Annotated in this window: 38 protein-coding genes; 31 read left to right on the top strand and 7 right to left on the bottom strand. The window is 63.3% G+C overall.

Going from position 1 to position 24936, the window contains the following annotated elements; all coding sequences use genetic code 11:
- Position 1: 1 nt before the first annotated feature.
- From ACNQS7_RS11680 to ACNQS7_RS11630, 11 genes are all read left to right on the top strand, one after another.
- Positions 2 to 1930: a hypothetical protein gene (locus ACNQS7_RS11680; RefSeq protein ID WP_418012650.1), complete on the top strand. Its 1929-nt coding sequence runs from the start codon at positions 2 to 4 to the stop codon at positions 1928 to 1930.
- A gap of 19 nt (positions 1931 to 1949) precedes the next feature.
- Positions 1950 to 2330 carry a hypothetical protein gene (locus tag ACNQS7_RS11675; RefSeq protein WP_418012649.1) on the top strand — a complete coding sequence of 127 codons (381 nt, stop codon included), beginning with the start codon at positions 1950 to 1952 and terminating at the stop codon, positions 2328 to 2330.
- A complete protein-coding gene (locus ACNQS7_RS11670) occupies positions 2330 to 3436 on the top strand; it encodes a hypothetical protein (RefSeq protein ID WP_418012648.1) in 1107 nt (368 codons plus the stop codon). Before ACNQS7_RS11675 ends, ACNQS7_RS11670 begins: the two co-directional genes overlap by 1 nt.
- Positions 3436 to 6771, top strand: a complete 3336-nt coding sequence (locus tag ACNQS7_RS11665; protein WP_418012647.1) for a beta strand repeat-containing protein — start codon at positions 3436 to 3438, stop codon at positions 6769 to 6771. Before ACNQS7_RS11670 ends, ACNQS7_RS11665 begins: the two co-directional genes overlap by 1 nt.
- Positions 6772 to 6783: 12 nt before the next feature.
- Positions 6784 to 7203, top strand: coding sequence for a hypothetical protein (locus ACNQS7_RS11660; RefSeq protein ID WP_418012646.1), 420 nt, complete (start codon positions 6784 to 6786; stop codon positions 7201 to 7203).
- A 90-nt stretch (positions 7204 to 7293) separates the two neighbouring features.
- Entirely contained in the window at positions 7294 to 8634 is a 1341-nt protein-coding gene (locus tag ACNQS7_RS11655; RefSeq protein WP_418012645.1) for a M15 family metallopeptidase, read from the top strand.
- On the top strand, positions 8634 to 9821 hold the full coding sequence (locus ACNQS7_RS11650; protein ID WP_418012644.1) for a peptidoglycan-binding protein: 1188 nt from the start codon (positions 8634 to 8636) through the stop codon (positions 9819 to 9821). Before ACNQS7_RS11655 ends, ACNQS7_RS11650 begins: the two co-directional genes overlap by 1 nt.
- A 20-nt stretch (positions 9822 to 9841) precedes the next feature.
- Entirely contained in the window at positions 9842 to 10180 is a 339-nt protein-coding gene (locus tag ACNQS7_RS11645; protein ID WP_418012643.1) for a hypothetical protein, read from the top strand.
- Complete coding sequence (locus ACNQS7_RS11640; protein WP_418012642.1) at positions 10173 to 10637, top strand: hypothetical protein; 465 nt, start codon at positions 10173 to 10175, stop codon at positions 10635 to 10637. The genes ACNQS7_RS11645 and ACNQS7_RS11640 overlap by 8 nt, the downstream gene beginning before the upstream one ends.
- Positions 10634 to 11032: a hypothetical protein gene (locus ACNQS7_RS11635; RefSeq protein ID WP_418012641.1), complete on the top strand. Its 399-nt coding sequence runs from the start codon at positions 10634 to 10636 to the stop codon at positions 11030 to 11032. The genes ACNQS7_RS11640 and ACNQS7_RS11635 overlap by 4 nt, the downstream gene beginning before the upstream one ends.
- Complete coding sequence (locus ACNQS7_RS11630) at positions 11029 to 11157, top strand: hypothetical protein (RefSeq protein ID WP_418012640.1); 129 nt, start codon at positions 11029 to 11031, stop codon at positions 11155 to 11157. The genes ACNQS7_RS11635 and ACNQS7_RS11630 overlap by 4 nt, the downstream gene beginning before the upstream one ends.
- A gap of 88 nt (positions 11158 to 11245) precedes the next feature.
- Here ACNQS7_RS11630 and ACNQS7_RS11625 read toward each other — a convergent pair whose 3' ends face one another.
- Together ACNQS7_RS11625 and ACNQS7_RS11620 are read right to left on the bottom strand one after the other, a co-directional pair.
- Positions 11246 to 11506: a hypothetical protein gene (locus tag ACNQS7_RS11625; RefSeq protein ID WP_418012639.1), complete on the bottom strand. Its 261-nt coding sequence runs from the start codon at positions 11504 to 11506 to the stop codon at positions 11246 to 11248.
- On the bottom strand, positions 11503 to 12324 hold the full coding sequence (locus ACNQS7_RS11620; protein WP_418012638.1) for a PE family protein: 822 nt from the start codon (positions 12322 to 12324) through the stop codon (positions 11503 to 11505). Before ACNQS7_RS11620 ends, ACNQS7_RS11625 begins: the two co-directional genes overlap by 4 nt.
- Before the next feature lie 297 nt (positions 12325 to 12621).
- Here ACNQS7_RS11620 and ACNQS7_RS11615 point away from each other — a divergent pair, with 297 nt between their 5' ends.
- A complete protein-coding gene (locus tag ACNQS7_RS11615) occupies positions 12622 to 13758 on the top strand; it encodes a tyrosine-type recombinase/integrase (RefSeq protein WP_418012637.1) in 1137 nt (378 codons plus the stop codon).
- Here the strand turns inward: ACNQS7_RS11615 and ACNQS7_RS11610 are convergent.
- The 5 genes from ACNQS7_RS11610 to ACNQS7_RS11590 form a co-directional block, all read right to left on the bottom strand.
- Positions 13755 to 14357, bottom strand: coding sequence for a DUF2510 domain-containing protein (locus tag ACNQS7_RS11610; RefSeq protein WP_418012636.1), 603 nt, complete (start codon positions 14355 to 14357; stop codon positions 13755 to 13757). The genes ACNQS7_RS11615 and ACNQS7_RS11610 overlap by 4 nt on opposite strands.
- Positions 14354 to 14584: a DUF3263 domain-containing protein gene (locus tag ACNQS7_RS11605; protein WP_418012635.1), complete on the bottom strand. Its 231-nt coding sequence runs from the start codon at positions 14582 to 14584 to the stop codon at positions 14354 to 14356. The genes ACNQS7_RS11610 and ACNQS7_RS11605 overlap by 4 nt, the downstream gene beginning before the upstream one ends.
- Positions 14572 to 15015 carry an ImmA/IrrE family metallo-endopeptidase gene (locus ACNQS7_RS11600; RefSeq protein WP_418012634.1) on the bottom strand — a complete coding sequence of 148 codons (444 nt, stop codon included), beginning with the start codon at positions 15013 to 15015 and terminating at the stop codon, positions 14572 to 14574. Before ACNQS7_RS11600 ends, ACNQS7_RS11605 begins: the two co-directional genes overlap by 13 nt.
- 66 nt (positions 15016 to 15081) lie before the next feature.
- Positions 15082 to 15399 (bottom strand): hypothetical protein, encoded by a 318-nt coding sequence (locus tag ACNQS7_RS11595; RefSeq protein ID WP_306237362.1) that lies wholly within the window; start codon positions 15397 to 15399, stop codon positions 15082 to 15084.
- A 237-nt stretch (positions 15400 to 15636) separates the two neighbouring features.
- A complete protein-coding gene (locus ACNQS7_RS11590; RefSeq protein ID WP_418012633.1) occupies positions 15637 to 16611 on the bottom strand; it encodes a hypothetical protein in 975 nt (324 codons plus the stop codon).
- 235 nt (positions 16612 to 16846) lie between these two features.
- Here ACNQS7_RS11590 and ACNQS7_RS11585 point away from each other — a divergent pair, with 235 nt between their 5' ends.
- The 19 genes from ACNQS7_RS11585 (at position 16847) to ACNQS7_RS11495 (ending at position 24935) form a co-directional block, all read left to right on the top strand.
- Positions 16847 to 17152 carry a helix-turn-helix domain-containing protein gene (locus tag ACNQS7_RS11585; protein ID WP_371934964.1) on the top strand — a complete coding sequence of 102 codons (306 nt, stop codon included), beginning with the start codon at positions 16847 to 16849 and terminating at the stop codon, positions 17150 to 17152.
- Positions 17149 to 17976, top strand: coding sequence for a phage antirepressor KilAC domain-containing protein (locus ACNQS7_RS11580; RefSeq protein WP_306237360.1), 828 nt, complete (start codon positions 17149 to 17151; stop codon positions 17974 to 17976). The genes ACNQS7_RS11585 and ACNQS7_RS11580 overlap by 4 nt, the downstream gene beginning before the upstream one ends.
- Positions 17973 to 18383 carry a hypothetical protein gene (locus ACNQS7_RS11575; RefSeq protein ID WP_418012632.1) on the top strand — a complete coding sequence of 137 codons (411 nt, stop codon included), beginning with the start codon at positions 17973 to 17975 and terminating at the stop codon, positions 18381 to 18383. Before ACNQS7_RS11580 ends, ACNQS7_RS11575 begins: the two co-directional genes overlap by 4 nt.
- The gene (locus ACNQS7_RS11570; RefSeq protein WP_418012631.1) at positions 18380 to 18673 is read left to right on the top strand and encodes a hypothetical protein; all 294 of its coding nucleotides are present in this window, start codon (positions 18380 to 18382) and stop codon (positions 18671 to 18673) included. The genes ACNQS7_RS11575 and ACNQS7_RS11570 overlap by 4 nt, the downstream gene beginning before the upstream one ends.
- Positions 18670 to 18912 carry a hypothetical protein gene (locus tag ACNQS7_RS11565; RefSeq protein WP_418012630.1) on the top strand — a complete coding sequence of 81 codons (243 nt, stop codon included), beginning with the start codon at positions 18670 to 18672 and terminating at the stop codon, positions 18910 to 18912. The genes ACNQS7_RS11570 and ACNQS7_RS11565 overlap by 4 nt, the downstream gene beginning before the upstream one ends.
- On the top strand, positions 18909 to 19205 hold the full coding sequence (locus ACNQS7_RS11560) for a hypothetical protein (protein ID WP_418012629.1): 297 nt from the start codon (positions 18909 to 18911) through the stop codon (positions 19203 to 19205). The genes ACNQS7_RS11565 and ACNQS7_RS11560 overlap by 4 nt, the downstream gene beginning before the upstream one ends.
- Positions 19202 to 19465: a glutaredoxin domain-containing protein gene (locus ACNQS7_RS11555; RefSeq protein ID WP_418012628.1), complete on the top strand. Its 264-nt coding sequence runs from the start codon at positions 19202 to 19204 to the stop codon at positions 19463 to 19465. Before ACNQS7_RS11560 ends, ACNQS7_RS11555 begins: the two co-directional genes overlap by 4 nt.
- A complete protein-coding gene (locus ACNQS7_RS11550) occupies positions 19462 to 20043 on the top strand; it encodes a hypothetical protein (RefSeq protein ID WP_418012627.1) in 582 nt (193 codons plus the stop codon). Before ACNQS7_RS11555 ends, ACNQS7_RS11550 begins: the two co-directional genes overlap by 4 nt.
- 132 nt (positions 20044 to 20175) lie before the next feature.
- On the top strand, positions 20176 to 20433 hold the full coding sequence (locus tag ACNQS7_RS11545) for a hypothetical protein (protein WP_418012626.1): 258 nt from the start codon (positions 20176 to 20178) through the stop codon (positions 20431 to 20433).
- The gene (locus tag ACNQS7_RS11540; RefSeq protein WP_418012625.1) at positions 20430 to 20681 is read left to right on the top strand and encodes a hypothetical protein; all 252 of its coding nucleotides are present in this window, start codon (positions 20430 to 20432) and stop codon (positions 20679 to 20681) included. The genes ACNQS7_RS11545 and ACNQS7_RS11540 overlap by 4 nt, the downstream gene beginning before the upstream one ends.
- Entirely contained in the window at positions 20678 to 20827 is a 150-nt protein-coding gene (locus ACNQS7_RS11535) for a hypothetical protein (protein WP_418012624.1), read from the top strand. The genes ACNQS7_RS11540 and ACNQS7_RS11535 overlap by 4 nt, the downstream gene beginning before the upstream one ends.
- On the top strand, positions 20824 to 20964 hold the full coding sequence (locus tag ACNQS7_RS11530) for a hypothetical protein (RefSeq protein WP_418012623.1): 141 nt from the start codon (positions 20824 to 20826) through the stop codon (positions 20962 to 20964). The genes ACNQS7_RS11535 and ACNQS7_RS11530 overlap by 4 nt, the downstream gene beginning before the upstream one ends.
- Positions 20961 to 21524 carry an NUMOD4 motif-containing HNH endonuclease gene (locus ACNQS7_RS11525; RefSeq protein ID WP_418012622.1) on the top strand — a complete coding sequence of 188 codons (564 nt, stop codon included), beginning with the start codon at positions 20961 to 20963 and terminating at the stop codon, positions 21522 to 21524. The genes ACNQS7_RS11530 and ACNQS7_RS11525 overlap by 4 nt, the downstream gene beginning before the upstream one ends.
- Positions 21521 to 21778, top strand: a complete 258-nt coding sequence (locus ACNQS7_RS11520) for a hypothetical protein (RefSeq protein ID WP_418012621.1) — start codon at positions 21521 to 21523, stop codon at positions 21776 to 21778. Before ACNQS7_RS11525 ends, ACNQS7_RS11520 begins: the two co-directional genes overlap by 4 nt.
- Entirely contained in the window at positions 21775 to 21915 is a 141-nt protein-coding gene (locus ACNQS7_RS11515) for a hypothetical protein (protein ID WP_418012620.1), read from the top strand. The genes ACNQS7_RS11520 and ACNQS7_RS11515 overlap by 4 nt, the downstream gene beginning before the upstream one ends.
- The gene (locus ACNQS7_RS11510) at positions 21912 to 22379 is read left to right on the top strand and encodes a hypothetical protein (protein ID WP_418012619.1); all 468 of its coding nucleotides are present in this window, start codon (positions 21912 to 21914) and stop codon (positions 22377 to 22379) included. The genes ACNQS7_RS11515 and ACNQS7_RS11510 overlap by 4 nt, the downstream gene beginning before the upstream one ends.
- The gene (locus tag ACNQS7_RS11505) at positions 22376 to 22711 is read left to right on the top strand and encodes a hypothetical protein (RefSeq protein WP_418012618.1); all 336 of its coding nucleotides are present in this window, start codon (positions 22376 to 22378) and stop codon (positions 22709 to 22711) included. The genes ACNQS7_RS11510 and ACNQS7_RS11505 overlap by 4 nt, the downstream gene beginning before the upstream one ends.
- Complete coding sequence (locus tag ACNQS7_RS11500) at positions 22708 to 23784, top strand: YqaJ viral recombinase family protein (RefSeq protein WP_418012617.1); 1077 nt, start codon at positions 22708 to 22710, stop codon at positions 23782 to 23784. The genes ACNQS7_RS11505 and ACNQS7_RS11500 overlap by 4 nt, the downstream gene beginning before the upstream one ends.
- Positions 23781 to 24935, top strand: coding sequence for a recombinase RecT (locus tag ACNQS7_RS11495; protein WP_418012616.1), 1155 nt, complete (start codon positions 23781 to 23783; stop codon positions 24933 to 24935). The genes ACNQS7_RS11500 and ACNQS7_RS11495 overlap by 4 nt, the downstream gene beginning before the upstream one ends.
- Position 24936: the final 1 nt, after the last annotated feature.

Here is a 24936-nt window from a genome sequence, read left to right as displayed (position 1 = left end):
GGTGGATGACCTGTTCCGCGGGCCGCTCGAGTTCACCAGGCACATGCCGCAGGTCATGCAGGACATGGTGGTCGGGGCGTTGGGGCGGCCTCTGCCGGCCACCGACCCTCTCGCCGCCTACCGGTACAACGAATCCCGCGCTAGGACGCTGCAGAATGCGTTCCGGCAGCGACCGTTGTTGCGGATGCAGGACAAGAATTTGGAGCACATCGCCCAAATCGGTGGGGAACGGTCCGTCCGTTTTGAGGAAATCGCTACCGACACAGGCGAAGCGGGGATTGTCTTACGCGGCGGCTCCGATTTGGCGGACTTTGTCCGTAACCAGGTGCGGCTCGAAGAAGACCTGCATTTGTCGATTGATATCAACCCCACCAGGTTGTCCTATCTCACTCGGTGGGGCGGGAAAATCACCACCATCAACTCCAAGCGTGACTCCTCCGGGATTCACACTGTCGAGTTGATCGCCTCCGCCCAGAGACAGCACTTAAAACACGTGCTCGTCGGAAGCACACCGTTCATGCCGCCGGAAGTGCAGCCCTTGTCCATGTGGATGCTGCCGGCTAACTGTAGGACTGCTTGCGCGTCAACGCTGTTCATTAACTTGTTGCGGCAGTACGAGCCGCACATGTCGATTTTGACGAACATCATGAACCCGTTCGGGTGGTTAAATCCGTTCGGTGTGGGGGCGGTGCAGAACATCAACCCCCTGTACTGGCCTATCCAGGTGCAGTTCGTCAACCCTCTTACTGACCAGTCGCGGACGACGGTGTTGACGGGGCAGTGGAACGACTTCCATTCGGCGACAGCCGACATCATGCGCGATGCCGGGGTGACCGCGCGGGCGTACACGGTGTTTAAAGAAGATGTTGACCATGCGCAGCCCGAACTGGCGGGGCTGCTGCCGGATGTTCCGTTGCGGTCCATCCCCATCGTCGGACCCTTGATTGGGATGGTGGACGCGTTCCTCGAGCGCACTGGGTTGGGGGACATCCCGGATGGTGCGACGGTGTCGGATCTTGTTCGGCCGGTACGCAACCACGTCCTCGTTGCGTTTGAGGACCACTCCGGTTATGCCGGCCCGACGGGGACGGCTGCGGATGGGGCTATCAACCTGTTCGCCTCCACCCTCGATGACCTCATTACCACAACGGTTTTCCCTGTCGTGGACGGTCATGTGGATGGGGTGGTGGACCCCGAGGTGGAGGTGGATCCCATCTTCAAAAGACTGTTCGGGGTTGCGCCTCCGGTGCCGTGGGCGGTGTACAGGGATGGGCAGCATTCGGGGATTATCGAGTCGAATTACACGCAGCACAAAGGCCCCGTCAAAACCATCATGACCGGCGGCCGCAGCCCGAAGCTTGTGAACGATTTGCAGACCTTCTTCATCAAGTACGGTCTGTCGCAGTTGCAGACATCCATCGTTGTTGGGTGGGGTGCGTCCACCGGTACCGCCCCCATCGGCTCCGGTTTGGAAGAGCTGTACCAAGGCCAGCTGGATAACAAACTCCTTGCGTGGCAACGCTACACAGACCCCATTGTCGCTTTCTATACGGGCGACATGGCGTATTTGGAGAGCTTCGAACGGGGTAACGCCGCCTACACCATCTCCGCCATCCTGACATTGAGGCAGGGGCGGCATAAAACTCGGGCGTTCCGGTCGTTCAAGACGTCCATCATGCAGTCCCAGCCGTACACGATTTACCACGACATCATGCTTGATGACCGGGTGGGTTTTGAGCAGGACGGCATCATCTACGTCGACCGCGCCCACGCCATCAAATACGAGTACGACCGGTCCAAGCCCATCACTTTCGTTGTGTCCGTGGGGGATGACTCGAAGAACGAAGACCCCTTCACCCAAGGCATCCACGCCCTGCAGGGGTTGGGTTCGGTCCTGTCCGCCGTCATCGGCGGCGACATGCTGTTTTAGCGAAAACGGGGTTTGGCCTGTGGATGTTGACGAAGCCGAGAAGGTGCGGGAGCTCATCACCGACATCGAGACCGCAGGTTTCGAGCTCGCCGAAGATTTGAAATACCCGGAAGGCCCACCGCCGCCAGGGCAGACGAAAGGCCCTGTGGCGCTGCTGAATCATCTGCATCCGGATTTGATGCCGCTGATTGTGTACCACCTGATTCGCTGCGGCTGGCGCAAAGACCATTCGAAGGCGCAGGTGAAGCGGCGGAAGGTGGTCGGCTCCCCCTACGGCGACCTGGTCGCCTACGTGCCTTTGACAGACCCCGATGAACCCATCATCGCCCCACCTTCTGAGCCGGCGAAGCCGTGGTCGGTGAAACCGACACTCAACGAGATAGACGAGAAGAGGAACTGATGACGCTGCCCATCGGATCCCGCCAGTATTTGGGGAGTTTCGACGCCACCATCCACGCCTACGGTGTCATCTCCGACCTGGACACCCCAGACATGGTGGAGTACAGCATTGAGGGGTTCGGGCCGAACGCGATGCTCGAGACGTCTGCCATCCAAGGCGAACAAGGCCCCCCCGGCAGTAACGCCCCACTGGGGCAGCGGATGTTCCCCATCCTGGACTCGATGGACGACCTCCCCCAGAACCTCACCGACGACGATGTGGATTTGGGGAAGTATTGGATTGTCCGGGTTTTCGATGAGGACAACAACGAAGTCGGCTCCAACTGGGCGATGTGGAACGGCGCCGACTTCGAAGTGTTCAAAATGGGGATGCCCGGGCAGGCCGGCCCCGTCCCCCGCATCACCCCCGTCTTTCACGTCGTCACCCAGGATGAGACGGATTCGTGGGCGAACTCCGACAAAGCCAACGGCTACCGGATAACGAAGACCGGGAGCAACGCGTCCCCGACGTGGACGGCGGAAATCAACCGCGAAATCATCCGCGGCCCCGCCGGGGTGGGGTCGGACTGGACGCTCTACACCTACGGCGACGAACAAGTCGGGGCGTTGCCGACGTGGGACGGCTCCAAATACAAGCCCGTCGTCCCTTCTCATGCGGTGCCGAAAGCGTTCTCCTACCCCGAAGGGCACTTCGCGAGTGTGGGGTTGGCCATCGGCACCCGAATCACCATCGGCACCTGCCTGATACCGCCGATTGATTGGGATGTCGTTCCGTGGGTGCAGGGCCGGTTCCGGCTGACCGGTATCGAACTCGACACCACCCCCTTCATCATCGGCGTGGAAGTCAGGTTGGGGAGCCCGACCGGTCAGGTTGTTGCTCGGGGGTACGGGAACATCACCGGCTATGTGAGTGTGGGGCCGCACTTTTCGACCGCGTTCACCCCGAACGACGCCATCACCCCCGACAATGGGCGGGCGGTCATCCCCGCCAACTCCACCGGGTCCGCCTCGACACTGTTTGTGAACGCCTACAACGACGGCGCCGCCGGCCTGTACTCCTTCGATGCGGGCGGCGCGCAGCTCGGCGCGCTGATGATTCCGGTCTAATGCCGACTGCAGGGGATCCGTTCCTCGGTGCGGGTGGGCTGCCCATCTCCCACTCCCCTTTGGAGCGGATCGGCTACTTCCCGAACCGGCCTGAAACGCCGTCTCTGGATGACTTGATTGACGCGGTGCAGCAGTGGGTGGCGGACTTCCTGTTCCCGGCCATCAGACGCTATACCGGCATCGATTTGTCCCCGTTCCTGCCGATCCTCAACAACGTCGTAGACAACCTGCAACTGCTGTTCGGGTTCCTCGACCAAGACACATCCACTTTCGACAAGGTCGCCGCCGGGGCGTACCTGATCGAGAACGTCCTGCAGTACACGGGCCTGATGGCCACGATTGAGCAAATCGGCACGTTCATCACCGGCATCGACGCCGCCACCGGCGGCATCATCTCCCAGTTCTTCGCCGACATCCGCTACATCATCGGCGACCCCCTCGGGTTGGGGACAGGCACAGTCATTATCGGGTCAAGCCCGTTCGACATCCCCATTTTGGCGCCGGTAGCAGACCTGGTGCAGCAGCTGATTGACGGACTGTTCCAGGCGCTCGGCGGCACCGGCCCGGGCACTGTTTCCTCAGTGGTGTCCTACCTGACGAGCGTGGTCGGGGATGTTTCCGGTCTGCTGTCGGACATCGCGGCGTTTGTCGCTGCGGTGGGCGGCGGGAACATGTCGGGCGCGGGAACAGCGTTGGCGGGTGTGGTTTCGGAGTTCAACGATTTGGCCTCAAACCTCACGGCGTTCCTCACCGCCACCGGGCAGGCGACGTGGGCGGCGTTGGGTGCCCTCATCAACTCGTTGATTGATTTCCTCACAACTGTTCCCGCGGAACTGATTTCAGGAACCCTGACCGGGGCGGTCGAAGTCGGTGGCCGCGCCATCGACGTTCTTGTTCAGCATCTGAACGCCGCCGGCCAGTACGACGCCGCCTACCTACTCGGGGAAATCGGTGACGCCGTCACCGTCGGCGGCACCGGCATCGCCACGACCATCACCGACGTCTTCGACCAGATACAAGCAGTCCTCGACGCCATCTTCCAGGCCATCAACGGCGGCCTGTCCACGGGAAACACTGTCGCCGCGGTCAAAGCAGCGTTGGAAGCCATCCCCGGCGCCAACATCCTCATCTCCGGGGCGAACACCCTGCCTAGTTATTTGACGAACATCGTCTCCACCGGCCTGTACGACGCCTCCGCCGGCTTCCAAAACCTCGCTACGTCGCTGTTGAAGAATTTGACCCCCACCGGGGGGAACATCGGCCAGTTCAACGCCGCCGGGTTGACGGGGGCATTCAACACCGCTGTCACTATCGGCGGCCAAGCTATCAGCAGTATCTTCAACGGCTCCGGTCAGTTCATCGGCGTCCTGAACTCCGCCGCCACCGGCGCATTGAATACCGCCGTCACAGTGGGCGGGACGTCCCTGTCCACTTTGTTCACGAACATCAATTCCTCTGGGCAGCTGCTCCTTTCAGGCGCTACGGGGGCCTTGAACACGGCTGTCACCATCGGTGGACAAGCAGTGAGTTCCTTGTTCAACGGGTCTGGGCAGTTCATCGGGGTCATCAACTCCGCCGCCACAGGAGCTTTGAACACCGCGGTGACGGTGGGTGGGGTTGCCCTCAACACCTTGTTCACCAACATCAACTCCTCCGGGCAGCTTCTCGGAGCTGGAATTACCGGGGCCATCAACACCGCTGCCACGGTGGCGGGCCAGACCGTCGGGACTATCCAGGCCAACGCCCAAGGACTCATCAACGGCATCAACAACGCTGCTGCGGGCCTACTTTCGGGTGGTAGCACCGCTCTGGCCGATGCGCAGACGAACCTGAACCTATTGCTGACTGCCCCGGCGCAGTTCTTGCAGGGACTGTCGGGTGTCTTTGGGATTACCCCGACGCAGGATGCTTACGCGGCGGCTGCGGCGGCTGCGGCGGCACAGGCGGCGAACCTTGCCCAGCAGCAGTCGGCGTTCAATGCGGTGTTCAATGTGTCCCCGGCGTCGGCGGGGAATGTAAGCGTCACCGTTGACTTCTCTGGCATGGCGAACGCCGCCAATATGTCTGGGGTTATGTCGCCAGGCACTAGCGGCATCGGGATTACCTCCGGTGCGGCGCAGCACCAAGGAACGTCTCCGTATGGGGCGAATCAATCTGAGGTGTTCCCCACCCAGACCGCCACTGAATATCAGGTAATCACCGCCACCCTAGGGCCTTTGAACTCGCTTCTCAGTGGGTTGGGGATTCAGACCGCAATTTGTGGGCGGGAAAATTCTTCTCGGACGACCCGGGTTGCCGTGCTGACCGCTAAGAACTCAAGCACTGGTGTGGCCAGGCTTCAGTTGGGGTGTTATGTGAGCGGCACGTTCACCCATTTTGCCTACTCTGCCGATTTACCAGGTTTGGCGTCCGGCGGTGTTGTGAGAGTTATTTTGGGAGACCCGTCATCGTCTAGTCAATATGCGATGCAGGTGTTGTATAACGGGACTCCGGCAATTACTTACACCGATTCTTCCCATATCTCGCAGCTGGGTGCTTCGTACCTTTATGTCGGCCTCGACATGCTCGCCGCTAACTCGACGACGCTGTCCCCGGCCATCCGCGCTGTCACCTACCAGGACAACCCCCCACCACCCGCCGCCTACCCGTTCAGCGGTCGCCCCGCCTCCAGTGTCGACGCCAAAGGTCGCCAGTACGCATCGAGCGACTGCGGGCGCATCGACCGCGACAACGGCGGCGCCTGGGAGAACATCTATCTCGGGCCGAAAGCCTTTGCCACCGAACCGCCCTCGTCGGGTTGGTCAACCACAACCCTCGGCTCTGCGTCATTCTCGGTATCCGAGGATGCCCGGAAGCTCACCCTTCCTTCTGCAGCTGGTGATAACTGGCGCGTGGAATACCGCACACCCGCAGCGACATCGAATTACACCATAACCGCCTATATCGAAGTGTCGGCCCTGGCGGGCAACTATTTCAATAGCGGCCTAGTGCTAAGAGATGGCAGCGGAAAACTTATTGACTTCGGTATCCATTGCGACAGCGCGCAGGGCGGATTCCACCTGAATGTTTTCAAGTGGAACTCGGCAACCAGTGCTAGCGCCAGCTATGTTCAGAAGAAAATCCCCGCCGATATTCTAGCTTTCCCGAACTGGCTGCGTGTCCGAGACGACGGAAGCAACCGCTATTTTGAGTATTCACTTAATGGTGTCGACTGGAATTTGGTCTACTCGGGTGGGCGTACAGATTTCCTCACGATGACTCAAATCGGTTGGGGTGGTAACAATTCCGGCGGCAATAGCGCCGTCGTCCGGCTGCGGTCACTTTCTGGAATTTAGTTAAGGATAAACATGACAGAACTTTCCGGGTTCAGTGCTGTCCAACCGGCGGCGAACGTCGCCCCCCAAGCACTGCAACTTCCCACCAGCCTCGCCGACGTCTGCACCTGTGAATCCAACTGCGGCGCATCGCAGATACTCAAAGGACTGGCGCAAATCGTCAAGAAGGGCCTGACGAACCTCATCGAGATTGACGTCCAGGCCGTCCCCACCCCCGAAGGCGTACAGGTCGCGGTAATCCCGTGGGACAAAGACGGTGTCGCCAAGAACGGTGTCGCCCTCCCCGGCGGGTATCTGGCGATTGACGGCACGAAGGTCGTCGGAATGTCCCCGAAGCAGCACGCCGAATGGCTGGGGATTCCGTGGGAAGAACCGGCGCCGGAGGTTGTGCCGGAGCCTGAGCCTGAGGTCCCCAGTGACCCCGCGGCGTAAGTGCCTGTACTGCGGCCACCACCGCCCCACCGTGCGCGAACGCGCCTTCAACGCCCTCGTCTCCGCGCTACGCCACCTGAAAGGGCGCTGATGGCACGCCGCACCGTCTACGGCAACGACTGGTCCTCCAACGGCTGGCCGATGGTCGACGAAGGCTCCTGCACATGGGTGATAGTCCCTGGAACCAACCCTCCTGTCAGCCTCCAAATCCAGAACGGGCAACCCCTGCAAATCCTGCGGGCCTTCGCAGCAGACTTCAACGCAGAAGTAGAGCCGCTACGGGACGCTGACTCGGCGTCCTGGACGGCAGGCAACTCAGTCGGCGACTCAAACCACCTGTCCGGCACCGCAATGGATTTGAACTGGGATTCACACCCGTTCCAGGTAGCCGACGCCGGGTTCAACCAGGCGAAGCTGGCGAAGGTACGGGAGCTGCTGAATTGGTATGAGGGCATCGTCTTCTGGGGCAACGACTGGACTTCACCCAAGGACGCTATGCATTTTCAGTTGGCGTCTCTCGCCAACGGCGGGAACATCAACACCTACGGCAACCCGTTCGTGGACGACTTCATCAGCCGCAAGATAGGCCCAGACGGCTCCTCCGCCCGCCGCGGCGCCATACCCCAGCAGCCTCAACCTTCTCCCGCCCCGGACGCTCGCGCCGCTGCTATCACCGCCCTCTACGACGCCGTCCCCGTCATTGACGAGGACCGCGCCGCGCAACTCATCGACCCCCTCATGGCCGGTTTGAAGCTGGCCGAGTGCAACACCGTCAACCGGATAGCGATGGCACTCGCCCAGTGGGGGCACGAGTCCGACGGGTTCAACACCACCGAGGAGTACGCGAAGAACGGCCGCTACGCCCCCTACATCGGGCGGACGTGGATACAAATCACCTGGCAGGCCAACTACGCCGCATTCGGAAGGTGGGCCGCACAGGAGGGTCTGATTGATGACCCGAACTACTTCGTGGACAACCCTGTTGCGTTGGCGGATTTGAAGTGGGCCGGCATCGGCCCAGCGTGGTTCTGGACCGTCGCCCGCCCCACCATCAACAGTCTCTGCGACAACAGAGACATCGTCGCAGTCACCCAGCTCATCAATGGCGGCCAGAACGGAATCACCGACCGCCGCAACCGATACCAACAGGCCCTCAGCGTGGGGGACCGGCTGCTGACTCTCATCGCATCCGAACCGGAGGAAGGCCCGCTCATGGCACTCACCGACGACGAACAGACCGAACTCCTGACCAAGGTCCGCTACATCTTCGACCAGCTCGGCCCCAAACACCCCGACTGGAGCGCAGATTCGTCGATGGGCGTCAGTATCAACGGCGACGAACTGACGCTGCGTGACGGCCTGGCCGCGATGGTGCGCAAGGTCGACTCACCCGAAGTCGCCATCGTGACATTCCAAACCGAGAAGCCCTGATGCCCCTTAAACTCGGCGACCGCAACGAAACGGTCCGCCGTTGGCGGCAGGTCATGGACGCCATGTTCCACGGCTACGGCCGCACCCTCGGCCCCCTTGACCCGAACACCGACGAGTACGGCCCCCGGGCTATGTCGTGGCAGAAGGAATATCAGTTCCGTACCGGACAGGCCCCGTCGAGGGAATCCGCCAGCGGCATTGTCTCGGACCAGGACCTGATTGACCTGAAAATCGTTCGCCCGCACCGCCCTATCTGGTGCTACTCCGCTCCCGGGTCGGGTGTTCCGTGGTGGGTGGGTCCGCCGTTCGACTTGGGCGAATGGTGCAAAGCGGTGCTGAACTTGAACCATCAGCCTGTCGGCTACCCCATCGGCGGGTACCTCGGCTTCATGGGCGGTGACCCGTCACTGTCCTACAACGACGTCATCGCCTCCGAAGATGCCGAACTGGAACGCCTCATCAGCCTCAACCCCGACCTGAACGACCCAAACGTGGAGTTCTGGTTCTTCTCCTACTCCCAGTCCGCGGAGGGCATGAAAAGGTCGGTGGCAAGGTTGTTCGGCGACGGCGGCCGGTACGCGCATCTCCGCCCACGCATCAACGGTGTCATCGCGTTCGGCGACCCCACCCGCAAGCCCGGACCCACGAAGGTTGGCAACAATCCCCCCGGTTCTGGCATCTCCGGGTGGCGTGCACCGGACTGGCTGGAAAACCTCACCTGGTCAATCACCAACCAGTCCCCGACACCGGACTTCTACGCGGCCTGCCAATCCAAGATTGCCCGCCTAGCGTACGAGGTGATTGTCCGCGCCGAAACCGAACTGCCGTTCGTCATCTACCTCGGACAAATCGCCATCCCCGCCCTACTGAACCTGATAGCCCCATTCGTCGGCAACCTCACCAGCCCGCTCGCGTTGCCTATCCTGTCCGGCGCCGCGGGACTCCCAGTAGGGGCCTTGGCGCCCATCGTCGGCGGCATCACCGGAAGCGGTGAACAACCCGACCCCGAGCTCATCAAAACACTGTCAGTTCAAGGGTTGCTGACCAGCATCCCTGACCTACTCGGCCTGTTGATGGCGCTACCAGGAATCGGCGTGCACGGGGACTACTACGCCCCGAAAGACGAGTTCGGCGGGCGCAGCGGGTTCGAGGTCGCCTGCGACATCGTGGCGTCTTTCCGGCGCTAACCACCATCGAAGGGAACGCCATGACCACCCCCGACTACTTCGCGCCCTCGTTCTGGCGCAGCACACTCAACCACATCATCTTCGGCGCCGCCACCAACGCCATGAACGCCTGGATATTGGGCGGTATCGGCTCGGTGGATAAAGACACCCACCTCAGCATCCCCGGATGGGGTGTGGCTGCCGCCGCGGGCGCGGGGGCCATTCTGGCGCTGCTGCTGTCGCTGCTCGGACAGACGCTCCCCGGCACACCGCCCGCCTCGTTCGTTCCCGCCGACAAGGTCAAGCCTACGCGCCGACGCAAGCCTCCCCAGAAGACGGTGACCACAGCCGACCTGTTGCAACCACCCCCCGATGCCTAGATTCCGGGCCGCCTCATCGAGGCTGCTCAACCGGTTCTGGGAAGTCCTCGACGCCGACAACATCGTCCTGTTCCAGGCGGTGTTCGGGGCCGCGTTCATCCTCTGCGGATTGAACGGCTTGTTCGTGTCCCACTTCCAAGCCCCCCTCACCCTGAAAGGGCAGATGGGGCAGACGTACGTCGCGCTGTGGTATGGGCTGCTCGTCCTCGGACCCCTGGCGTGCCTGGTGGGGAAGTCCCTGCACAACCGGCTCATCTACGCCGGCCACCTCCTGCAAATCACCGGAGACGTCACCGTCGCCCTCGTTCTGCTCGCCTACATCACCGGGACCGTCCAGTCTGAACCCATCGGGCACGGAGGGTTCGGCGCCTTCGGTGGGACAGCGTTCTTCGTCTCGGCGTTGTTGTTCATCACCCGCGACGTCCGGCGGTTGCGGGCTGTGGAGAAAAGCAAATGAACCTCGCCAGCATCATCACCGCCGCCGCCACCGGCCTGTTCAGTGGGGGCGTGGGCGTGGCCCTCATCAATGCCATCTTCAACCGCGGCGGGCAGAGGGCCACCGCGGCGAAAGACCTCGCCGAAGCCTCGAAGGTGGAATCCGAAGCGGCGAAAACGAAAGTTGAAACCCTCGCCCGGGACCACGGCCTCTGGCAGGAAGAAGCAGCGCAGGCTTACCAGCGGATAGCCGGGGAATGCGCAGCCTGCAACCGGCGCCTCAACGTCATCTCCAAAGCCTTCTACGAACTCCTCGACGACCTCAACGACCTCGACGGTGACGACCCCCGCACCCTGCGCTCCCAGGTCCGCTCAGCGGCCAGGAAAGCCCGGGCGGTGACAGCGGTGGACCTGTGAACCGGCCCCGGATACCGCAGGAGGAGCTGATGGTCATCGTCTCCGCATTCCTCGCCATGCTCGGGATTGTCGCGCTCAGTGTCGCAATCATGATTGTGTACGGAGCACTGCAACCCAACGCGTAACCCGCCCCGCACTTACCCCCCCGTCTAGCCTCACTGCTCCGAGGCTAGGCGGGGGCATTTGTCGTTTCCGGGGGGAACATCCCGCCCGTCATTTCCCCGCCAGGAACTCCGGAGAGACCTGAGCGTCCCGCAGCGCATTCACGATGCCCGCAATCATCCGCCGCTGCCCTTCGCTGGGGTTCTCTTGGAGAAGCCCTTCGACCATCCGAATTGCCAGTCCCAAACCGTCCGACAATCCCCGCTGGCGAGCCTGCGCTAGGTACTCGGCCATGCCCGCGTCAAGGTTTTCCAGCAGCCCGGGGTGGCGGCGTCGTATCTCTGCGATACGCGCAGGCTCCGGGATGCTCACCACGGCCACGGACCGCCAAGTAGTCCGTTACCGCCGCGGGGGCTAGTACCGGGGAGCAGCAAGCCGGGGCCGGCGAACCCTCCCGTGCCGATGAGGATGCCTGAATCGCCACCACGGCCCCCGTACCCAGCGAGAGGCGTGATAACGGGGACGCCATCTTCGATGCGCACCAGCGACCCTCCCGCTCCGCCAGTGCCGCCGTTTCCGAAGAAGAAGGAGCCCTGGCCACCCGCGCCGCCCATTGGGACGGGGTGTACCGACAGCGGGACTCCGCCGACGATGGTCAACTCGCCAGGCCCCGCGTTACCGCCCGCGCCGCCATTGCCCCACAACAGGCCGCCGTTTCCACCCCTGCCCCCGACAGCTCCGATGGCCGTGCTGTCACCACCCCTACCTCCGTTGCCCCACAACAACCCCCCGGCTCCGCCGTTGGTGCCGTTCCCTGCGGCGTCGGTGAACCCGTTGGCCCCGTCCCCAATCAGCGGCCGCCCCAGGAAGGTTTGGAAGGGGCTGTTGATGAAGTCCAGGAGCGGGTTCGCTGAAGCGGCCTCCGCCGACACGTACTGCCCGACGCTGCCATTCAACAAAGCGACGAACTGGTCGTGGAACGCCGCGACTTGAGCACTGGCGGCTTGGAACGCTTCGCCGTGCCCGGAGAACAGGGCGGCGATAGCGTGGGAGACCTCATCGGCTGCGGCGGTGACAACACCCGTTGTCGGGGCGCTCGCTTGGGCGACAGCCTGCCGGATGGACTCACCAACCCCAGCCAAGTCCGCTGCTGCCGCGGTGGCTGCTTCCGGGACGATTGTGAACGACACCTGGACCCCCTCAAACCCTTCGGCGCTTCAACAGCATGGTAGGCACGGCGACCTGCACGCAGGGCCGAAACCGGAGAATGTGCCTTGGTGAAACGTTCACCACACCTCCACGTTTATGCACGTCGCTGCACGCATTTAGACGGGGATGGAAGCCTAAAACCGCAGGTCGCGGAACGATAGACCCGAATTCGATTCCCGGCAGCTCCACCAAGAACAAGCAGGTCACAGCACTAAAGTACCACCGGAAATTCCTCTGTCAATCGTTTGTCAAAGAATGCCCATGTTAGGGTCTGCTCGATGGCATCGATTCGTGAGAGACCCCGCAAGGACGGCGTGACCTACGCCGTCCTGTACAAGATGGCTGACGGCCGCCAATCCTCGCTGCCCTTCGCCGATCGCAAACAAGCTGAGGCTTTCCGTCAGGCCGTCGAAGCCTACGGCGCCGAACGCGCCTGCCAGATGTACGACGTCCGGCCCGAGCCCCGCCGCCGCGACCGCACGCCCGAGACCACCGTTGCCGAATGGGTCACCCACCACATCGACCACCTCACTGGTGTCGACCCACGCACCGTCGAGGACTATCGAAGCTACCTGCGCACCGACATCGGACCCGGCGTCGGCGCGATCCCGCTCACACAACTGTCACGTGACGATGTGCGGCGCTGGGTGCAAGCACTCGAGCGATCCGGCGCCAGCGCGAAAACCATCGCCAACAAACACGCCCTACTCTCAACCGCACTCTCATCCGCCGTCACCGCCGGCCGCATCGGCGCCAACCCCGCCGCCGGCACCCGCCTGCCCCGCGGCGAACGCCAAGAAATGGTGTTCCTCACCCACGAAGACTTCGACACCCTGCTCGCCGAAATCCCCGACCACTGGAAGCCACTCGTTCGGTTCCTGGTGGCGTCCGGCTGCCGATGGGGAGAAGCCACCGCACTCAAACCCGGCGACGTCGACCGCAAGCGCAACACCGTGCGGATCTCCAAGGCTTGGCGCCGCGGCGGCGGCGGCTACCGCATCGGGCTACCGAAAACCCGCCGCTCAGTGCGAACCATCAACGTCCCCGCCACGGTCCTCGACAAGCTCGACTACACGGGGGAGTGGCTGTTCACCAACCCCGGCCGCGGTAACCGCGCCGTAGGCGGGCCCGTGCGGGCACCGAACTTCCGCGCCAACGTGTGGTGGCCAGCCATCAAACGAGCCTGGCCAGAGGTTGACGACCAAGGCAACCCGATCGCCAACCCGCTGCGGCCCCGCATCCACGACCTCCGCCACACCGCCGCGAGCTGGTTCATCCAAGACGGAAAACCCCTACCCGCCATCCAGCAGCACCTCGGACACGAAAGCATCAAAACGACCGTCGATGTCTACGGCCACCTCGACCGGCGCAGCGGCGAAGACCTCGCCGACTCCATGGGCAAGTGGCTCACCTAAGGACTTCGGAATCGGTTCGTCGGCGATTGCGTGACGACGTGCCACGGCGCGGGGTTCTTCGGCCGCACCGCCGGCGGAGAATCGCCCAGTTCCGGCTGCCACGCTTGAGCGCGCATCTGATCCGCGTCGGGCACACCATCAGGTTCCAAGCGCGGCGGCTGAAACACTCCGAACACACCAGCTTCTAGATCGCCGCGCATCAACGCTGAATGCTCCCGGTCGGCGCGCGCCGCCAACGCTGCTTCGTGACGGCGTCGGCGCTCCCGATCTTGGCGGCTCCGCCGTGCGCTCCTAGCCGCATAGGCCGCGAGCACCGCGACTACCGCGACGCCAGCGGCCATGATCCCGACACCCGCGACCGCCCGCCATCTCCCGTCTATCGAAAAGCCCAACGCGAGATTCCCGAAGATGAAGACGTACACCACTATGGCGAGCAGTTCCGGCGTCGAGAATCGCGTACGACGACGCCGATCAAACGGAGCGACCGGGGCCGGCGGGTCCGCAACCCTGTAAACAGTCCAACACCGACCGTCCCACCAACGCCAAGCCCGTGCGCCCGATGGATCCGGATACCAGCCTGGCGGTACCTGCCACGTCATAGACCTCGGACATTACGTGGCGCAGTGAGCCGCCGGAGCCGATTCACCGTCACCGGGTCGTACGACAGCGCAGCATCCGAAGCGAGCAGCTGGTTGAGCCGCTGGTAGTACCGGATCGGTATCATCCCGAGGTGGTCGCGGATGGTTTCTTCTTTCGCGCCCACGGTCTTCCAGAATTGGCGCTCCATCGCCAATATGGCCCGGTCGTGATCTGTCAGGCTATCCATAGCCAGTCTCCGTTCAGATGATGCTCAAGCTCGGCCACCTCAAACGGATCAAGGCTGGCCATGCGCGCACGCAACGTGGGGAGGTCCACCCACAATTCCTCGGCGAGTTCGGGTGGATTGCCGTCCGGGCACCACCGGTACGCGTCGATCAACGCCGCGATGGGGATTAGCCGGCGCGCCGCCAGCTCGGAGACGGTCCGCTCCTCTCGGGCCCGCGCTCTGGGCTCGTCCGGCACAGGGCCGCGCTCAAGGTGGATAAGTTCATGCGTGAGGGTGCAGCGGCGCCGGACTTGGTTGAGCTTCCTGCACAACCAGATCATGTGACCGATCTGGATCCCCCACACGCGGTCGGGGAGTTCCTGCTGACAAGAGATCGTGACATGCGGGTAGTGCTCTGCCGCATGCTTCCAGGGATGCCACCGTTGGCTCATGGGACCGAACGCTAAACGCGGCCACTGACAAGAAACCTACCGTGACCAGCAATTACACGAGTGTAATTAGCAAGTGGCCAGATCAGCGGGGGTAGGTTGCAGCGTGATCCGCTCCCAACCGGGGGTGGGTGCACCAACAGCGTGCAGCGCCGTGCGGGCAGCTGCTACAGCCCGCACGAAAGCAGACTCATCGCTGGCGTCGTCTAGAGACAAGTGAATGGTGATGGTCTTCTCGGCGAGATTGGCGCTGACATCGCCGTCGATACCGTCTGTGAGATCGGCGACCTGCTCCGCGAGAGCGTCGAGCATGGTTTCCATCTGTTCTGGTTTTGCGTCGTCGGCGAGGACCAGGTCGAGCTCGACCAAGTAGTGGCTAGTCGTCATCCTGCACCTCCCAGCACGTTTGCTTCCTAAACCAACTCTTCAGGTGTGCTAGATACATTCTGCCTGATGGTGTCAGGTGAATCGTCTTAATGTGCTCATCCTCGCACGGGCAGTACGCCTTGTAATACTTCCGCCCCTTCATCACCCGCCAGTTACGGGCCTCTATCTCCTGGATCACAGCTTCGAGGTCCTTATCCGGATGCGTCGGCCGGTTCGCTGGGACATCCTTGCGCCCCGTCACGACTCGCCGCCGGGGTAGTCATCTTCCTTCGGGTCATCCTCTTCACGGGCCGCCAGCCCAAAGTCCGACCAACTCAGCTCAGGGTCGTGCGATGCCAACTCAGGACGTCTGGACATAACACGGCGTGCTTCCGCCACGTGGTACTTATCCAACTCCTCCTGATGATGCGCCTCCCACTCCGCCGCGCGCTGCTCATCGCCCTCACGGTTCTTCCGTACCTTCTCGATATCCCAAGAAAACCCGATCTTGCTGATGCCACCCACGTTCTGTTCCACGATGCGCCACCACTCGGCTTTCCAGGGCTCTTCGCCATCTCGGAACTCGGGACCAGGATTCCACGGCGGTGTCCACGGGCGGCCCGTACCGCTGCGATTGTCATCGACCATCTGAAGCACTTCGACCAGCTCATTTGCCGCATCGTCAGGATCGATCTTCCGCCCTATCGCATACTCCAACTCAAGATTCAGCAGCCGCGCCCGCGCGACCATCCACTCATTGAAAATCTCTTCGAAAGACCGCGACCGGAAGGAAGACCAACGTGGTTGGCGGGACGCAATAGCGTCCTCCGGAATCCAGTCGGCGTCCTCGACTACGTCGTCAAGAGAGTTGACGCCTTGACGGTGCGCGAGTTCCGTCAGCCGAGATCGCTCGGCATCACTCGCAGCTAGCCACGCCGCCTCCTCCTCTGTCCTCAGATCCTCAGGCTTCTGCTCGATGACCAAGCGCCAGCGAAGACTATTCGTGCCACGGAAAGGTGGCACCTCAGCGAGCGGCGGCAGGGGAGACGGGACACGGAGCGGTGTTGGCTCACCGCCATCCAGGATTGCTCCGATGCTCCCCGGAGCCCATTTCAGCACCCTCTCCAAGTCTGCACCGGTACCGTCACGAAACTCTGAGTGCTTCCCGCCTTCAATCAGGCGAAGCGTCGCAGTGGATGGGCCGCCGGCCGCGTGGACATCCGCCTGGGTCATCTTGAGAGCTTTTCGCTGGGCCCGAACGAGCCGACCCAACCGCATCTCCGGGGTCTCACTAGTCATGGCAAAAGGCTCCCAAACGCAGACGCGACAGGTCTAGTTAGGTTTTGACAAGTCTAGCGCCAGTTCAGTCGCTAGAAACGCTACTTACGCGCTTGTCATTTCGCAGGTTGTCAGTACTTTTCAGCGATTTTGCTTGCGATACTAGCGATGGTTGTCTAGGGTTGTCGCTATGCCAGCGATAGAACCGCTAGGACCGATGATCCGAATCAAAGATCTCCGCCTAGCCCACGGATGGAGCCAGACAGATCTGGCGCAGCGCATCGCCGAATTCGGGGTTGAGGTCACCGACGCGGGGATCTCGAATGTCGAAAACGGAAACAAGAAGGCCAGCGACAGGCTTCTCACGGCTTGGGCCAAGGCCCTCGGCGTAGAGCCACTCAACGTCTGGCATGGGCCCCTGCGGCCGCCTGTGGAGCCGGCCAAGCCTCCGCGCACTCGCGCATGCGCCCCCACGACGGATCGCCGCACGGCATGAGCGCCGATCTGGTTCAAGCTGCCTCCGGCGGCTCGCCGTTTGACGCGATCCGCCGTGTCCGTGCCAACGGTTCGGAGTATTGGACCGCGCGCGACCTTTGCAACGTCGTCGAGTACGACACGTGGCGGAACTTCGCCGCGGCTATAGAGCGTGCCAAGTACGCCATCACGAACGCCGATCAGCCTCTGACCAGCCACGTTGTCGGCGCCAACAAACTGGTCGAACGTCCGCAGGGCGGCTCTATTACCCGGGAGGACTACGAGTTATCCCGATACGGCGCGTACATGGTCCTGATGAACGGCGACCCGCGTAAGCCGAAAATCGCTGAGGCACAGGCTTACTTCGCGATCAAGACGCGGCAGGCCGAGATCGCTCCGCGGCAGCAGGCCGAGTTGGTAACCAAGGCGGACCTCGCTCGCATGGTCCTGGAAATCGAAGAAGAGAAAGCCACCATCGCCGCGGCCCTCGAATCAGCCGCCCCAATGATCGCGTACCACGACCGCTACATCTCCAACGACGATGCCGTGCTGGTCGAGGTGTGGGGGGCGCAGTTCGGGCTGACCCGCCCCCAGGCGTTCGCCCTCCTGGTTGAGCACAAGATGATCTACCGCCGGCTGATCATGAAGCGGTACTCGAAGAAGCAGGGCCGCGTCGTTGACGAGTACGAGTACCGGGCCTACGCCCGGTACATCGACTGGTTCGACCTTCGACCGCAGCACGACGTTGCGCGCCACCATAACGGGCAGGTCCGCCAAACCCTCTATGTGCGGCAGGAATTCGCGCTGCAGATCGCAGACAAGCTTGGGTTGGGGGCCAAAAAATGAGTGATTTCATCCGGACTGATCCGGCACAGCCAAATCTGTTAGACGGCACTATCTACGCCTACGAACTCCGTGAAGGTGGTTGCTACATCACCGTTGCCGGCAATGACGAGACGCCGCTGATCCTGTCGACCGACCTGGAAGACATTCAGAGTCTGCGTGCGATTGCGGCCCACTATCCGCCCAACACGATGCCGGGATTCAGCTTCTATGCCGAGCCTGTTGAGGTCGCCGGCCAGAAAGCACAATCCGTCGTTGGGCTCGGGTCGGTGGGAGATACCGAGTACGCCTATGTCGGCGCAGGAGGGAAGGGTGTCTGCTACGGCGAAGTCCTTATGACGCGTGAACAACTGGGCACGTTGATCGGCGAACTCCGTGACATTCACGAATCAATGGGGCCCGCCTCATGAAGCACCCGTTGCCTGAGGCCGCCCGCCGTATCTGCGGCCAGAACCACGGCCTGCGTGATCCGGAGCGTTGGGTGGCGACGCAGCTGAAGCGGAAGCGGTTCCGAGGGCAGAAGATTGGCCGGGTCTGGTTCATGACGGATGCGGATATCGCCGCGGCGGAAGAGGCGCTGTACAACCGACCCGAACATCTTCCTGAGCCGGTGGAAGCAATGCCCACTGAGCCAGCCGCTACCACGATCGCTGACGGGTTGACCTCGCGCGGCCGGCGCCGGCTACGGAGCGCCTCATGACCGCCACGGCGTCCGAGGTGGTCACCGCGGCCTCTGTGTACTCCCGGCTGGACGCCAACACGCGGGAGCTGACCGCGTTGCGCCGGGAGAACCACCGGCTGCGCAGTGAGAAGGCGAATCTGCAGGCGTGTCTGGAGGCGGAGCGGGCTGAGGTTGCGCGGTTGCGTCGGGAGAACCAGCGGGTGTGCGCGGAACGCGACACCGCGAAAGCACTAGCCACCACAGGGGGAACGCGATGACCGAATCATCCGAGATGTACAGCGAGTTCGCGGTGTTCGTCGAAGGTGTTGGGGCCGTCGTTGGGGCCGTGTCGGCGCCCATATCGCCGATCATCAGCCCCGCCGTGGGCCCGGATAAGCCGACAGTGTTCGACCGACGCGACGACGCCGAACATCTCGCACGCCGGATCTGCACGGACTACGAGCGCATGGGGATGCCGCAGATGGCTCGGAAGGTCCGGGTTTTCGTCCGGACGGTGACGGTTACGCGTGGCGGCTGGTTGTTCGCGGCGACGGACGGGGCGTCGCGATGAGCAATGCGCCGATCGTGACGGTCTACACCAGCGGCCCGGGCTGTATGGCGTGTGTGCAGACGAAACGTCACATGGATCGCCGGGGGATCGCTTACACCGAAGTCGTCATCGGTGACGACGAATTGACGATGGAAGCGATCGCGTATCTGGGGTTTCGGACCGCACCGGTGGTGTGCGCGGCAACGAAATCCGGTGAGCAGGTTTGGGACGGGTACCGGCCGGATCGGATCGACCGGCTGACGATGGCGGTCGCGTCATGATCGGGACGCTGTTGCGCGCGGCCGGTGGTGCCGCCTCGTTCACTCTGGGCAGTTTGTGGCCGATGCGCTGGCCTGCGTTCCCGGTGGCGTTTTTCGACTTCGACATGTTCAACGAGCCGGCCGATGCGTTGTGGGCTGAGGCGCGGGAACGGTGTGCCCGGGAGGCGCGCGCCCTCGACGCGCAGGCGCGGGAGTTGGCGGCGCAGACCGCGATCCCGCCGCAGGTGGAAGACCCGACCGTCGTCGCCGCCAGGGCTGTCCTCGCGATGGTGTCGGGGGACATCACCGCCGCGGCCCGTTATCTCGACGACCTCTACAAGTGGGCCGCCGACCAGTTCGACCAGATCGCCGGGTTCACTGAAGCGTTCGGCATCACCCTCCCACTGACTTCTGCTGCCGAGCCGGAGCGTCCTGCGACAACGTTGCCCGCGGACCCCTCGCCAGCAGACGGCCCCGCGCTCGGCTCCCTCCCCCCAGAGGCCAGCGCGGGGCAACCAAACTTCACCCGTCGGAGCTCGAAGACGCCGCGTACGCGGTGCGCCGCCACATCACTGATCGTGTCGCACCTACTTCGGTGATCGGGGCCGAAGCGTGGACGCACCTGGCCGAAAAGCTGGAAGCCGCAGCGGTTTCCAAGTAGTAAGGCCCGCCCCCGGCGCACACCGGGGGACGGGCCAAGTGTCCACAACCAACCCCGCGAAAGGAATGTCATGGACAAACCAGAGGTTACCCGACCCGCGCAGCGCCGCAATTACGCGTGTTTGGGGATGTACGTCACACCCGATTCGCCGCCAACCGCCGTCGTCTACCGCGACGAACAGGGCCCGATGATCCGGACCAGCCCGTTCGGGCAGTCCGACGGCGTGCACCTGACCATGACGATCGAGCGTTGGCGGCAGTGGAACGCGATCGTGGAACAGGCGATCGCCGAGTCGGTGTCGCTGCGGCTGGCGGGGGCGTCGCTGTGAGGCCGCTCGTTCCTGTGCTGGTCGTCGGCGCCGGCATCGCGACCGTCGCCGCGGCGACCGGACTGGTCACCGGCATGGACACGGTTTTCGCCGTGGGCGCGGCCATCGGGTTCCTGTGCTTGGCCGCGACGGCGGGGATTAACTTCCGCTTCGAACGGTGGCGGGCCCGCCAGGAACGCGAGCATCCGGCCGACTGCTGGTGCACGGTGTCGTCCCGGTTCTACCTGGACCCGGTGTGTGCGCGATGAATCCTGAAGCGTTTCAGCAGTTCATCGACAACGTCCGTAAGTCCGGTTTGCCGGGCGCGGAGGTCATCATCGCGTTCGCGGCGGTCGCATCCGGGTTCACCCTTGCCCGCGTTGAGGGCGGCGAGCTGCAGGCGGTGCGCTCATGATCCGCCCGCGCACGCTGCTGCTGATGCTGTTCGGCGCGCTCATCGCCGCCGCAGCCTGCAACGCCCCAGCGCACGCCGATCCGGTTGCCCCGCAGGTCATCAACTACGCGCCGACGCCGAAAGGACAGTTCGCGTGATCGAAAATTGGAAACCTGTTCCTGAATGGGAAAAGTTGTACGAAGTTTCGGACCTGGGCAACGTACGCAGCTTGGATCGCTGGGTTAGAAACGGCGGCGGCGGGTTCCTGTACAGAGGCCGATTACTGCAGCCGTCTGTTGGCAAGAGAGGGTATCTGGTTGTCGGTCTAAGTGACGGAGCGGCCAGAACGAGGGCTGGCGTCAAAGTTCATCGACTTGTATTGGCGGCGTTCGTCGGACCGTTACCCGACGGAATGATGGGACTGCACCAGAACGGAAACAAGCTCGACAATCGGCTGACAAACCTGCGCTACGGCACCAACGCCGATAACCAGTACGACTCGATGCGGCACGGGACTCATCCTTGGGCAAGTAAGACGCATTGCCCTGCTGGGCATGAATATTCGGCGGAGAACCTCGTTGTCAGCACTCGGGGCGACGGTAGGGAATTCCGCGCGTGCAGGACGTGCCGGAGGAATCACGACGCGGCTCGCCGACTGGCTGCCGGGATGCGCCCGCGTCGTTTCAAGTCACGCGCACCGAAAGGCCAACTCGCATGAGCGACACCCTGCACTTCCCCGGCGATCACCGGAACTTCGATCCGGAGCACATTTACGGGCCGGATCTGTTCGGCGGCTGCTACCGCGCGTTCGACGCCGACTACCAGCCCGGCACCGACCAGACCGCGCTGCATCTGGTGCCGATCCCGCACGGCGTCATCCAAGAACGCGGCATCATCAAAGCCGTTGAGGCACAAGCCCAACGGGACATGTTCGAACGCATTGAGCACGTGTTCGGGACCGGTGCAGCATGACGACCACCGCGGTCGACACCGCCCGATTCCTCGCCCTCTGCACCGAATGCGGCGGCGGCCGCTGGGTCACCAGCCCGCGCGCCGCCGACCTCTGGGAGCGCCACCACACACACGACAGTGAATGCGGTGCAGCATGACCGCGGCCACCGAACGGTACAACCCCGCCCTGCGCGCCACCCGTCAACACCTAGCCCACTACGACCGCAACCGCGACGACCTCGACCAAGAACGCCGCGTCCGACACCTAGCACTCGTCGGCGCATCAGAAGTCGAAACAGCCGCCGTCACAGGACTATCCACGCAAACCGTCGGCCGCATCCGCAACCGACCGCCAGAACCAGACCGGCCAGAAGTCCCCGACGGACGCGTCACCGACGCACGCGCCGCCGAACTCGAAGACACCGCCGACCTCGCCCTGCACCTGGCGATGCTGCTCCGCGACGAAGACCCGAACCTCACTTGGGGGACCTTGTCGCAACTCCGACGCCGCCAACTGCAAGAACTCACCGTCATCGCCCTCGCGTCCATACCGATCGACATGACCCGGGACCAGTTACTCACCTGGGTTCACGACCTCCCCGCAGCAAGGACAGACATATGACCGCAGTCGCCCCCGCGCCCCGCTGGATCAACCCCACCTGCATCGAAGCCCTACACGCCAGCAACCGCGTCCGCACCGAACACGCAGCCCTACACACAGTCCCCGCCGCGCGGAAAGCCGTACGCGTCATGCGGAAATGGGCCGGGCACCCCGATACCCGCAAGCCTGCCGGCATGTTCAACCGCTACTACGAGGCGCTGAACGCCCGCGTCGACCACCCAGACGCAAGCCTCGCCGAAATCGCCGCCTGGCTCGGCCTGCGGAAAGACCAATACTCCGCCCGCTTACGCCGCGCCATCGCCTACGCCCAAAGCCTCGAGGCCAACGCATGACCGGCTTCCGACCCGGGGAACACGTTTGGTGGAAGACCACCGAATCGTCCGTACTCCGCGGCACCGTCCGCGAGGCCGCCGAACGGCCAGGCGTGCAACCCGACGGAGAAACAGACCTGCTCTACCTCGACGCCGAACAACTCCACCGGGCGTTCACCCCCGGTGTCTACCGGCCCGGGCAGCCCGGCTACATCGAACCCGGAACCCCCGACTGGCTGCAGGCGATCACCCCGTCGAAAGTCGCCGCGATCCTGGGTGTTTCACGCTGGGAGTCCCCGTACCGGCTATGGCACCGCATGAAGGGCTTGGTCGACCCGGAGCCGCCGAAAGACATCTTCGACATCGGCCACGACTTCGAGCCCGCCGCCGCGAACCGGTGGCGCCGCCACAATCCCGGATGGCGGCTCTCGCCCGGCGAGGTCCAGTTCGTCGATTACCCGGCCGGCTACCCGACAGTCTGCACCCTGGACCGGCGCGCCGTCCGCGGCCGCGGGCGCCGCGTAGTCGAGTTCAAAACAGCCCGGCATCTCGAAGAATGGGGCGACGACTTCACCGGCGAATGCCCCGAAGACTATGCCGCGCAATGCATGGCGCAGATGATGTTCACCGGCTGGCTCACGAACCCCGCCCACCTGCTGGTGTTGGGCCCGTACTTCAACGACCACATCTACACCATCGACTACGACCCCGAAGTCGCCGAATGGATCTGGTCGAAGTGCGGCGAATTCCACGAATCGCTAGCCGGGGACGAGCCACCCGATCTGGACGACAGCGTCGCCACCTACGAATGCGTCCGCCAACTACACCCCGACATCGACGGCAGCACAGCCGAAATCGACCCCGATCTGGCCATGGCCGTGCACAACGCCAACGACGACCACAAAGCGTCCGAAGCGCGCCTACGCGGCCTGAAAACCCGGTTGCTCGACCAGATGGGCAACGCCCAGCACGCCGTCAGCGGCCAGTTGAAAGTCGCGACCCGAAGCACACACGCCCGCGGCGGCGTCGCACTGAACCTCGCACGCAAACACCCCGCCATCCAAGCCCAGGAAATGAGGAGCAAAACAGCATGAGCAGCACCGACATCGCCATGATCGACGAAACCAGCACCGACATAGTGCCCGGCCAGGTCGGCTTCAACTCCGCGCAACGCGCCATGCTCGCCCAACTCGGACTGTCCGACGCCCCCGACGGCGACCTGATGCTGTTCTCCCACGTCTGCCAGAAGACCGGCCTCGACCCCTTCCGACGCGAGATCTACATGATCGGCCGCAACACCCAAGTCACCCGCTACGAGAAGGTCGACCCGAACGACCCGGAATCCAACCAGCGGAAAGTAACCCGCTACGAAACCGTCTACACCATCCAGACCGGCATCCAGGGATTCCGGAAGCGTGCCCGCGAGCTCGCGGAGGAAAAGGGAGACCAGCTCGGGTTCGACGGCCCGTACTGGTGCGGCGAAGACGGTGCGTGGAAGGAAGTGTGGCCCGAGACTGAGAAGCCGGTCGCCGCGAAGTACATCGTGTTCCGCAACGGCGAGCCGGTGCCGGCGGTCACGCACTTCGCCGAGTACGTGCAAACCGTCAAGGTCGACGGCAACACCGTTCCGAACTCGATGTGGTCGAAGATGCCACGCAACCAGATCGCGAAATGCGCCGAAGCGTTGGCGATTCAGCGCGCCTACCCCGATGAATTGTCCGGCGTTGTCCTCGAGGACGCCGCTCAGGTCATCGACAGCGACGGGCACGTCATCCGCGAAACGCAGCGGCCACCCGCCCGGGCCCGCGGCGCCGCCGCGCTGCGCGACCGCGCCAAAGCCGAAACGCTGTCCGGCACGCACGCAGCCGCCGCGGATGCCCCGGTCGAAGCCGAAACTGTCGAACCTGGGTCGGCTGAGACCAAGACCGCGCCCGACGACCAGATGAGCACCGCGACGCGCCGCAAGTGGCTGAACCGCATGTTCCAGCTACTCGGCGAAGGCGACTGCGGCGACAGGACCGACCAGCTCATCGTTATCGCCGCCCTGGCCGGTCTCCCGGTCGGAAGCCTTGAGCACCGCGACGGCATCGACGACGACCAGCTCCGGGCAGTCGTGAAAAAGCTCAACGAATACGACAAGAAAGGCCGGCTCGGCGCGGAGATCACCGAAATCTTGAACACCGCCACGTTGGCCGAAGCCAACACCGAAAGCGGCGAACAACAAACCCTCGACGGCACCAACTGAA

It is taken from the genome of Mycobacterium sp. 23 (genome assembly GCF_048287075.1).
Classification (GTDB): Bacteria; Actinomycetota; Actinomycetes; order Mycobacteriales; family Mycobacteriaceae; genus Mycobacterium; species Mycobacterium gordonae_B.
This window is presented reverse-complemented; position numbering and strand designations above follow the sequence as displayed.

Coding starts and splice junctions, on each gene's coding strand:
- ACNQS7_RS11670 (WP_418012648.1), top strand. CDS start 2,330: ATGACGCTGCCCATCGGATCCCGCCAGTATTTGGGGAGTTTCGACGCC.
- ACNQS7_RS11665 (WP_418012647.1), top strand. CDS start 3,436: ATGCCGACTGCAGGGGATCCGTTCCTCGGTGCGGGTGGGCTGCCCATC.
- ACNQS7_RS11660 (WP_418012646.1), top strand. CDS start 6,784: ATGACAGAACTTTCCGGGTTCAGTGCTGTCCAACCGGCGGCGAACGTC.
- ACNQS7_RS11655 (WP_418012645.1), top strand. CDS start 7,294: ATGGCACGCCGCACCGTCTACGGCAACGACTGGTCCTCCAACGGCTGG.
- ACNQS7_RS11650 (WP_418012644.1), top strand. CDS start 8,634: ATGCCCCTTAAACTCGGCGACCGCAACGAAACGGTCCGCCGTTGGCGG.
- ACNQS7_RS11645 (WP_418012643.1), top strand. CDS start 9,842: ATGACCACCCCCGACTACTTCGCGCCCTCGTTCTGGCGCAGCACACTC.
- ACNQS7_RS11640 (WP_418012642.1), top strand. CDS start 10,173: ATGCCTAGATTCCGGGCCGCCTCATCGAGGCTGCTCAACCGGTTCTGG.
- ACNQS7_RS11635 (WP_418012641.1), top strand. CDS start 10,634: ATGAACCTCGCCAGCATCATCACCGCCGCCGCCACCGGCCTGTTCAGT.
- ACNQS7_RS11615 (WP_418012637.1), top strand. CDS start 12,622: ATGGCATCGATTCGTGAGAGACCCCGCAAGGACGGCGTGACCTACGCC.
- ACNQS7_RS11610 (WP_418012636.1), bottom strand. CDS start 14,357: ATGACGTGGCAGGTACCGCCAGGCTGGTATCCGGATCCATCGGGCGCA.
- ACNQS7_RS11605 (WP_418012635.1), bottom strand. CDS start 14,584: ATGGATAGCCTGACAGATCACGACCGGGCCATATTGGCGATGGAGCGC.
- ACNQS7_RS11600 (WP_418012634.1), bottom strand. CDS start 15,015: ATGAGCCAACGGTGGCATCCCTGGAAGCATGCGGCAGAGCACTACCCG.
- ACNQS7_RS11595 (WP_306237362.1), bottom strand. CDS start 15,399: ATGACGACTAGCCACTACTTGGTCGAGCTCGACCTGGTCCTCGCCGAC.
- ACNQS7_RS11590 (WP_418012633.1), bottom strand. CDS start 16,611: ATGACCCAGGCGGATGTCCACGCGGCCGGCGGCCCATCCACTGCGACG.
- ACNQS7_RS11585 (WP_371934964.1), top strand. CDS start 16,847: ATGCCAGCGATAGAACCGCTAGGACCGATGATCCGAATCAAAGATCTC.
- ACNQS7_RS11580 (WP_306237360.1), top strand. CDS start 17,149: ATGAGCGCCGATCTGGTTCAAGCTGCCTCCGGCGGCTCGCCGTTTGAC.
- ACNQS7_RS11575 (WP_418012632.1), top strand. CDS start 17,973: ATGAGTGATTTCATCCGGACTGATCCGGCACAGCCAAATCTGTTAGAC.
- ACNQS7_RS11570 (WP_418012631.1), top strand. CDS start 18,380: ATGAAGCACCCGTTGCCTGAGGCCGCCCGCCGTATCTGCGGCCAGAAC.
- ACNQS7_RS11565 (WP_418012630.1), top strand. CDS start 18,670: ATGACCGCCACGGCGTCCGAGGTGGTCACCGCGGCCTCTGTGTACTCC.
- ACNQS7_RS11560 (WP_418012629.1), top strand. CDS start 18,909: ATGACCGAATCATCCGAGATGTACAGCGAGTTCGCGGTGTTCGTCGAA.
- ACNQS7_RS11555 (WP_418012628.1), top strand. CDS start 19,202: ATGAGCAATGCGCCGATCGTGACGGTCTACACCAGCGGCCCGGGCTGT.
- ACNQS7_RS11550 (WP_418012627.1), top strand. CDS start 19,462: ATGATCGGGACGCTGTTGCGCGCGGCCGGTGGTGCCGCCTCGTTCACT.
- ACNQS7_RS11545 (WP_418012626.1), top strand. CDS start 20,176: ATGGACAAACCAGAGGTTACCCGACCCGCGCAGCGCCGCAATTACGCG.
- ACNQS7_RS11535 (WP_418012624.1), top strand. CDS start 20,678: ATGAATCCTGAAGCGTTTCAGCAGTTCATCGACAACGTCCGTAAGTCC.
- ACNQS7_RS11530 (WP_418012623.1), top strand. CDS start 20,824: ATGATCCGCCCGCGCACGCTGCTGCTGATGCTGTTCGGCGCGCTCATC.
- ACNQS7_RS11520 (WP_418012621.1), top strand. CDS start 21,521: ATGAGCGACACCCTGCACTTCCCCGGCGATCACCGGAACTTCGATCCG.
- ACNQS7_RS11515 (WP_418012620.1), top strand. CDS start 21,775: ATGACGACCACCGCGGTCGACACCGCCCGATTCCTCGCCCTCTGCACC.
- ACNQS7_RS11510 (WP_418012619.1), top strand. CDS start 21,912: ATGACCGCGGCCACCGAACGGTACAACCCCGCCCTGCGCGCCACCCGT.
- ACNQS7_RS11505 (WP_418012618.1), top strand. CDS start 22,376: ATGACCGCAGTCGCCCCCGCGCCCCGCTGGATCAACCCCACCTGCATC.
- ACNQS7_RS11500 (WP_418012617.1), top strand. CDS start 22,708: ATGACCGGCTTCCGACCCGGGGAACACGTTTGGTGGAAGACCACCGAA.
- ACNQS7_RS11495 (WP_418012616.1), top strand. CDS start 23,781: ATGAGCAGCACCGACATCGCCATGATCGACGAAACCAGCACCGACATA.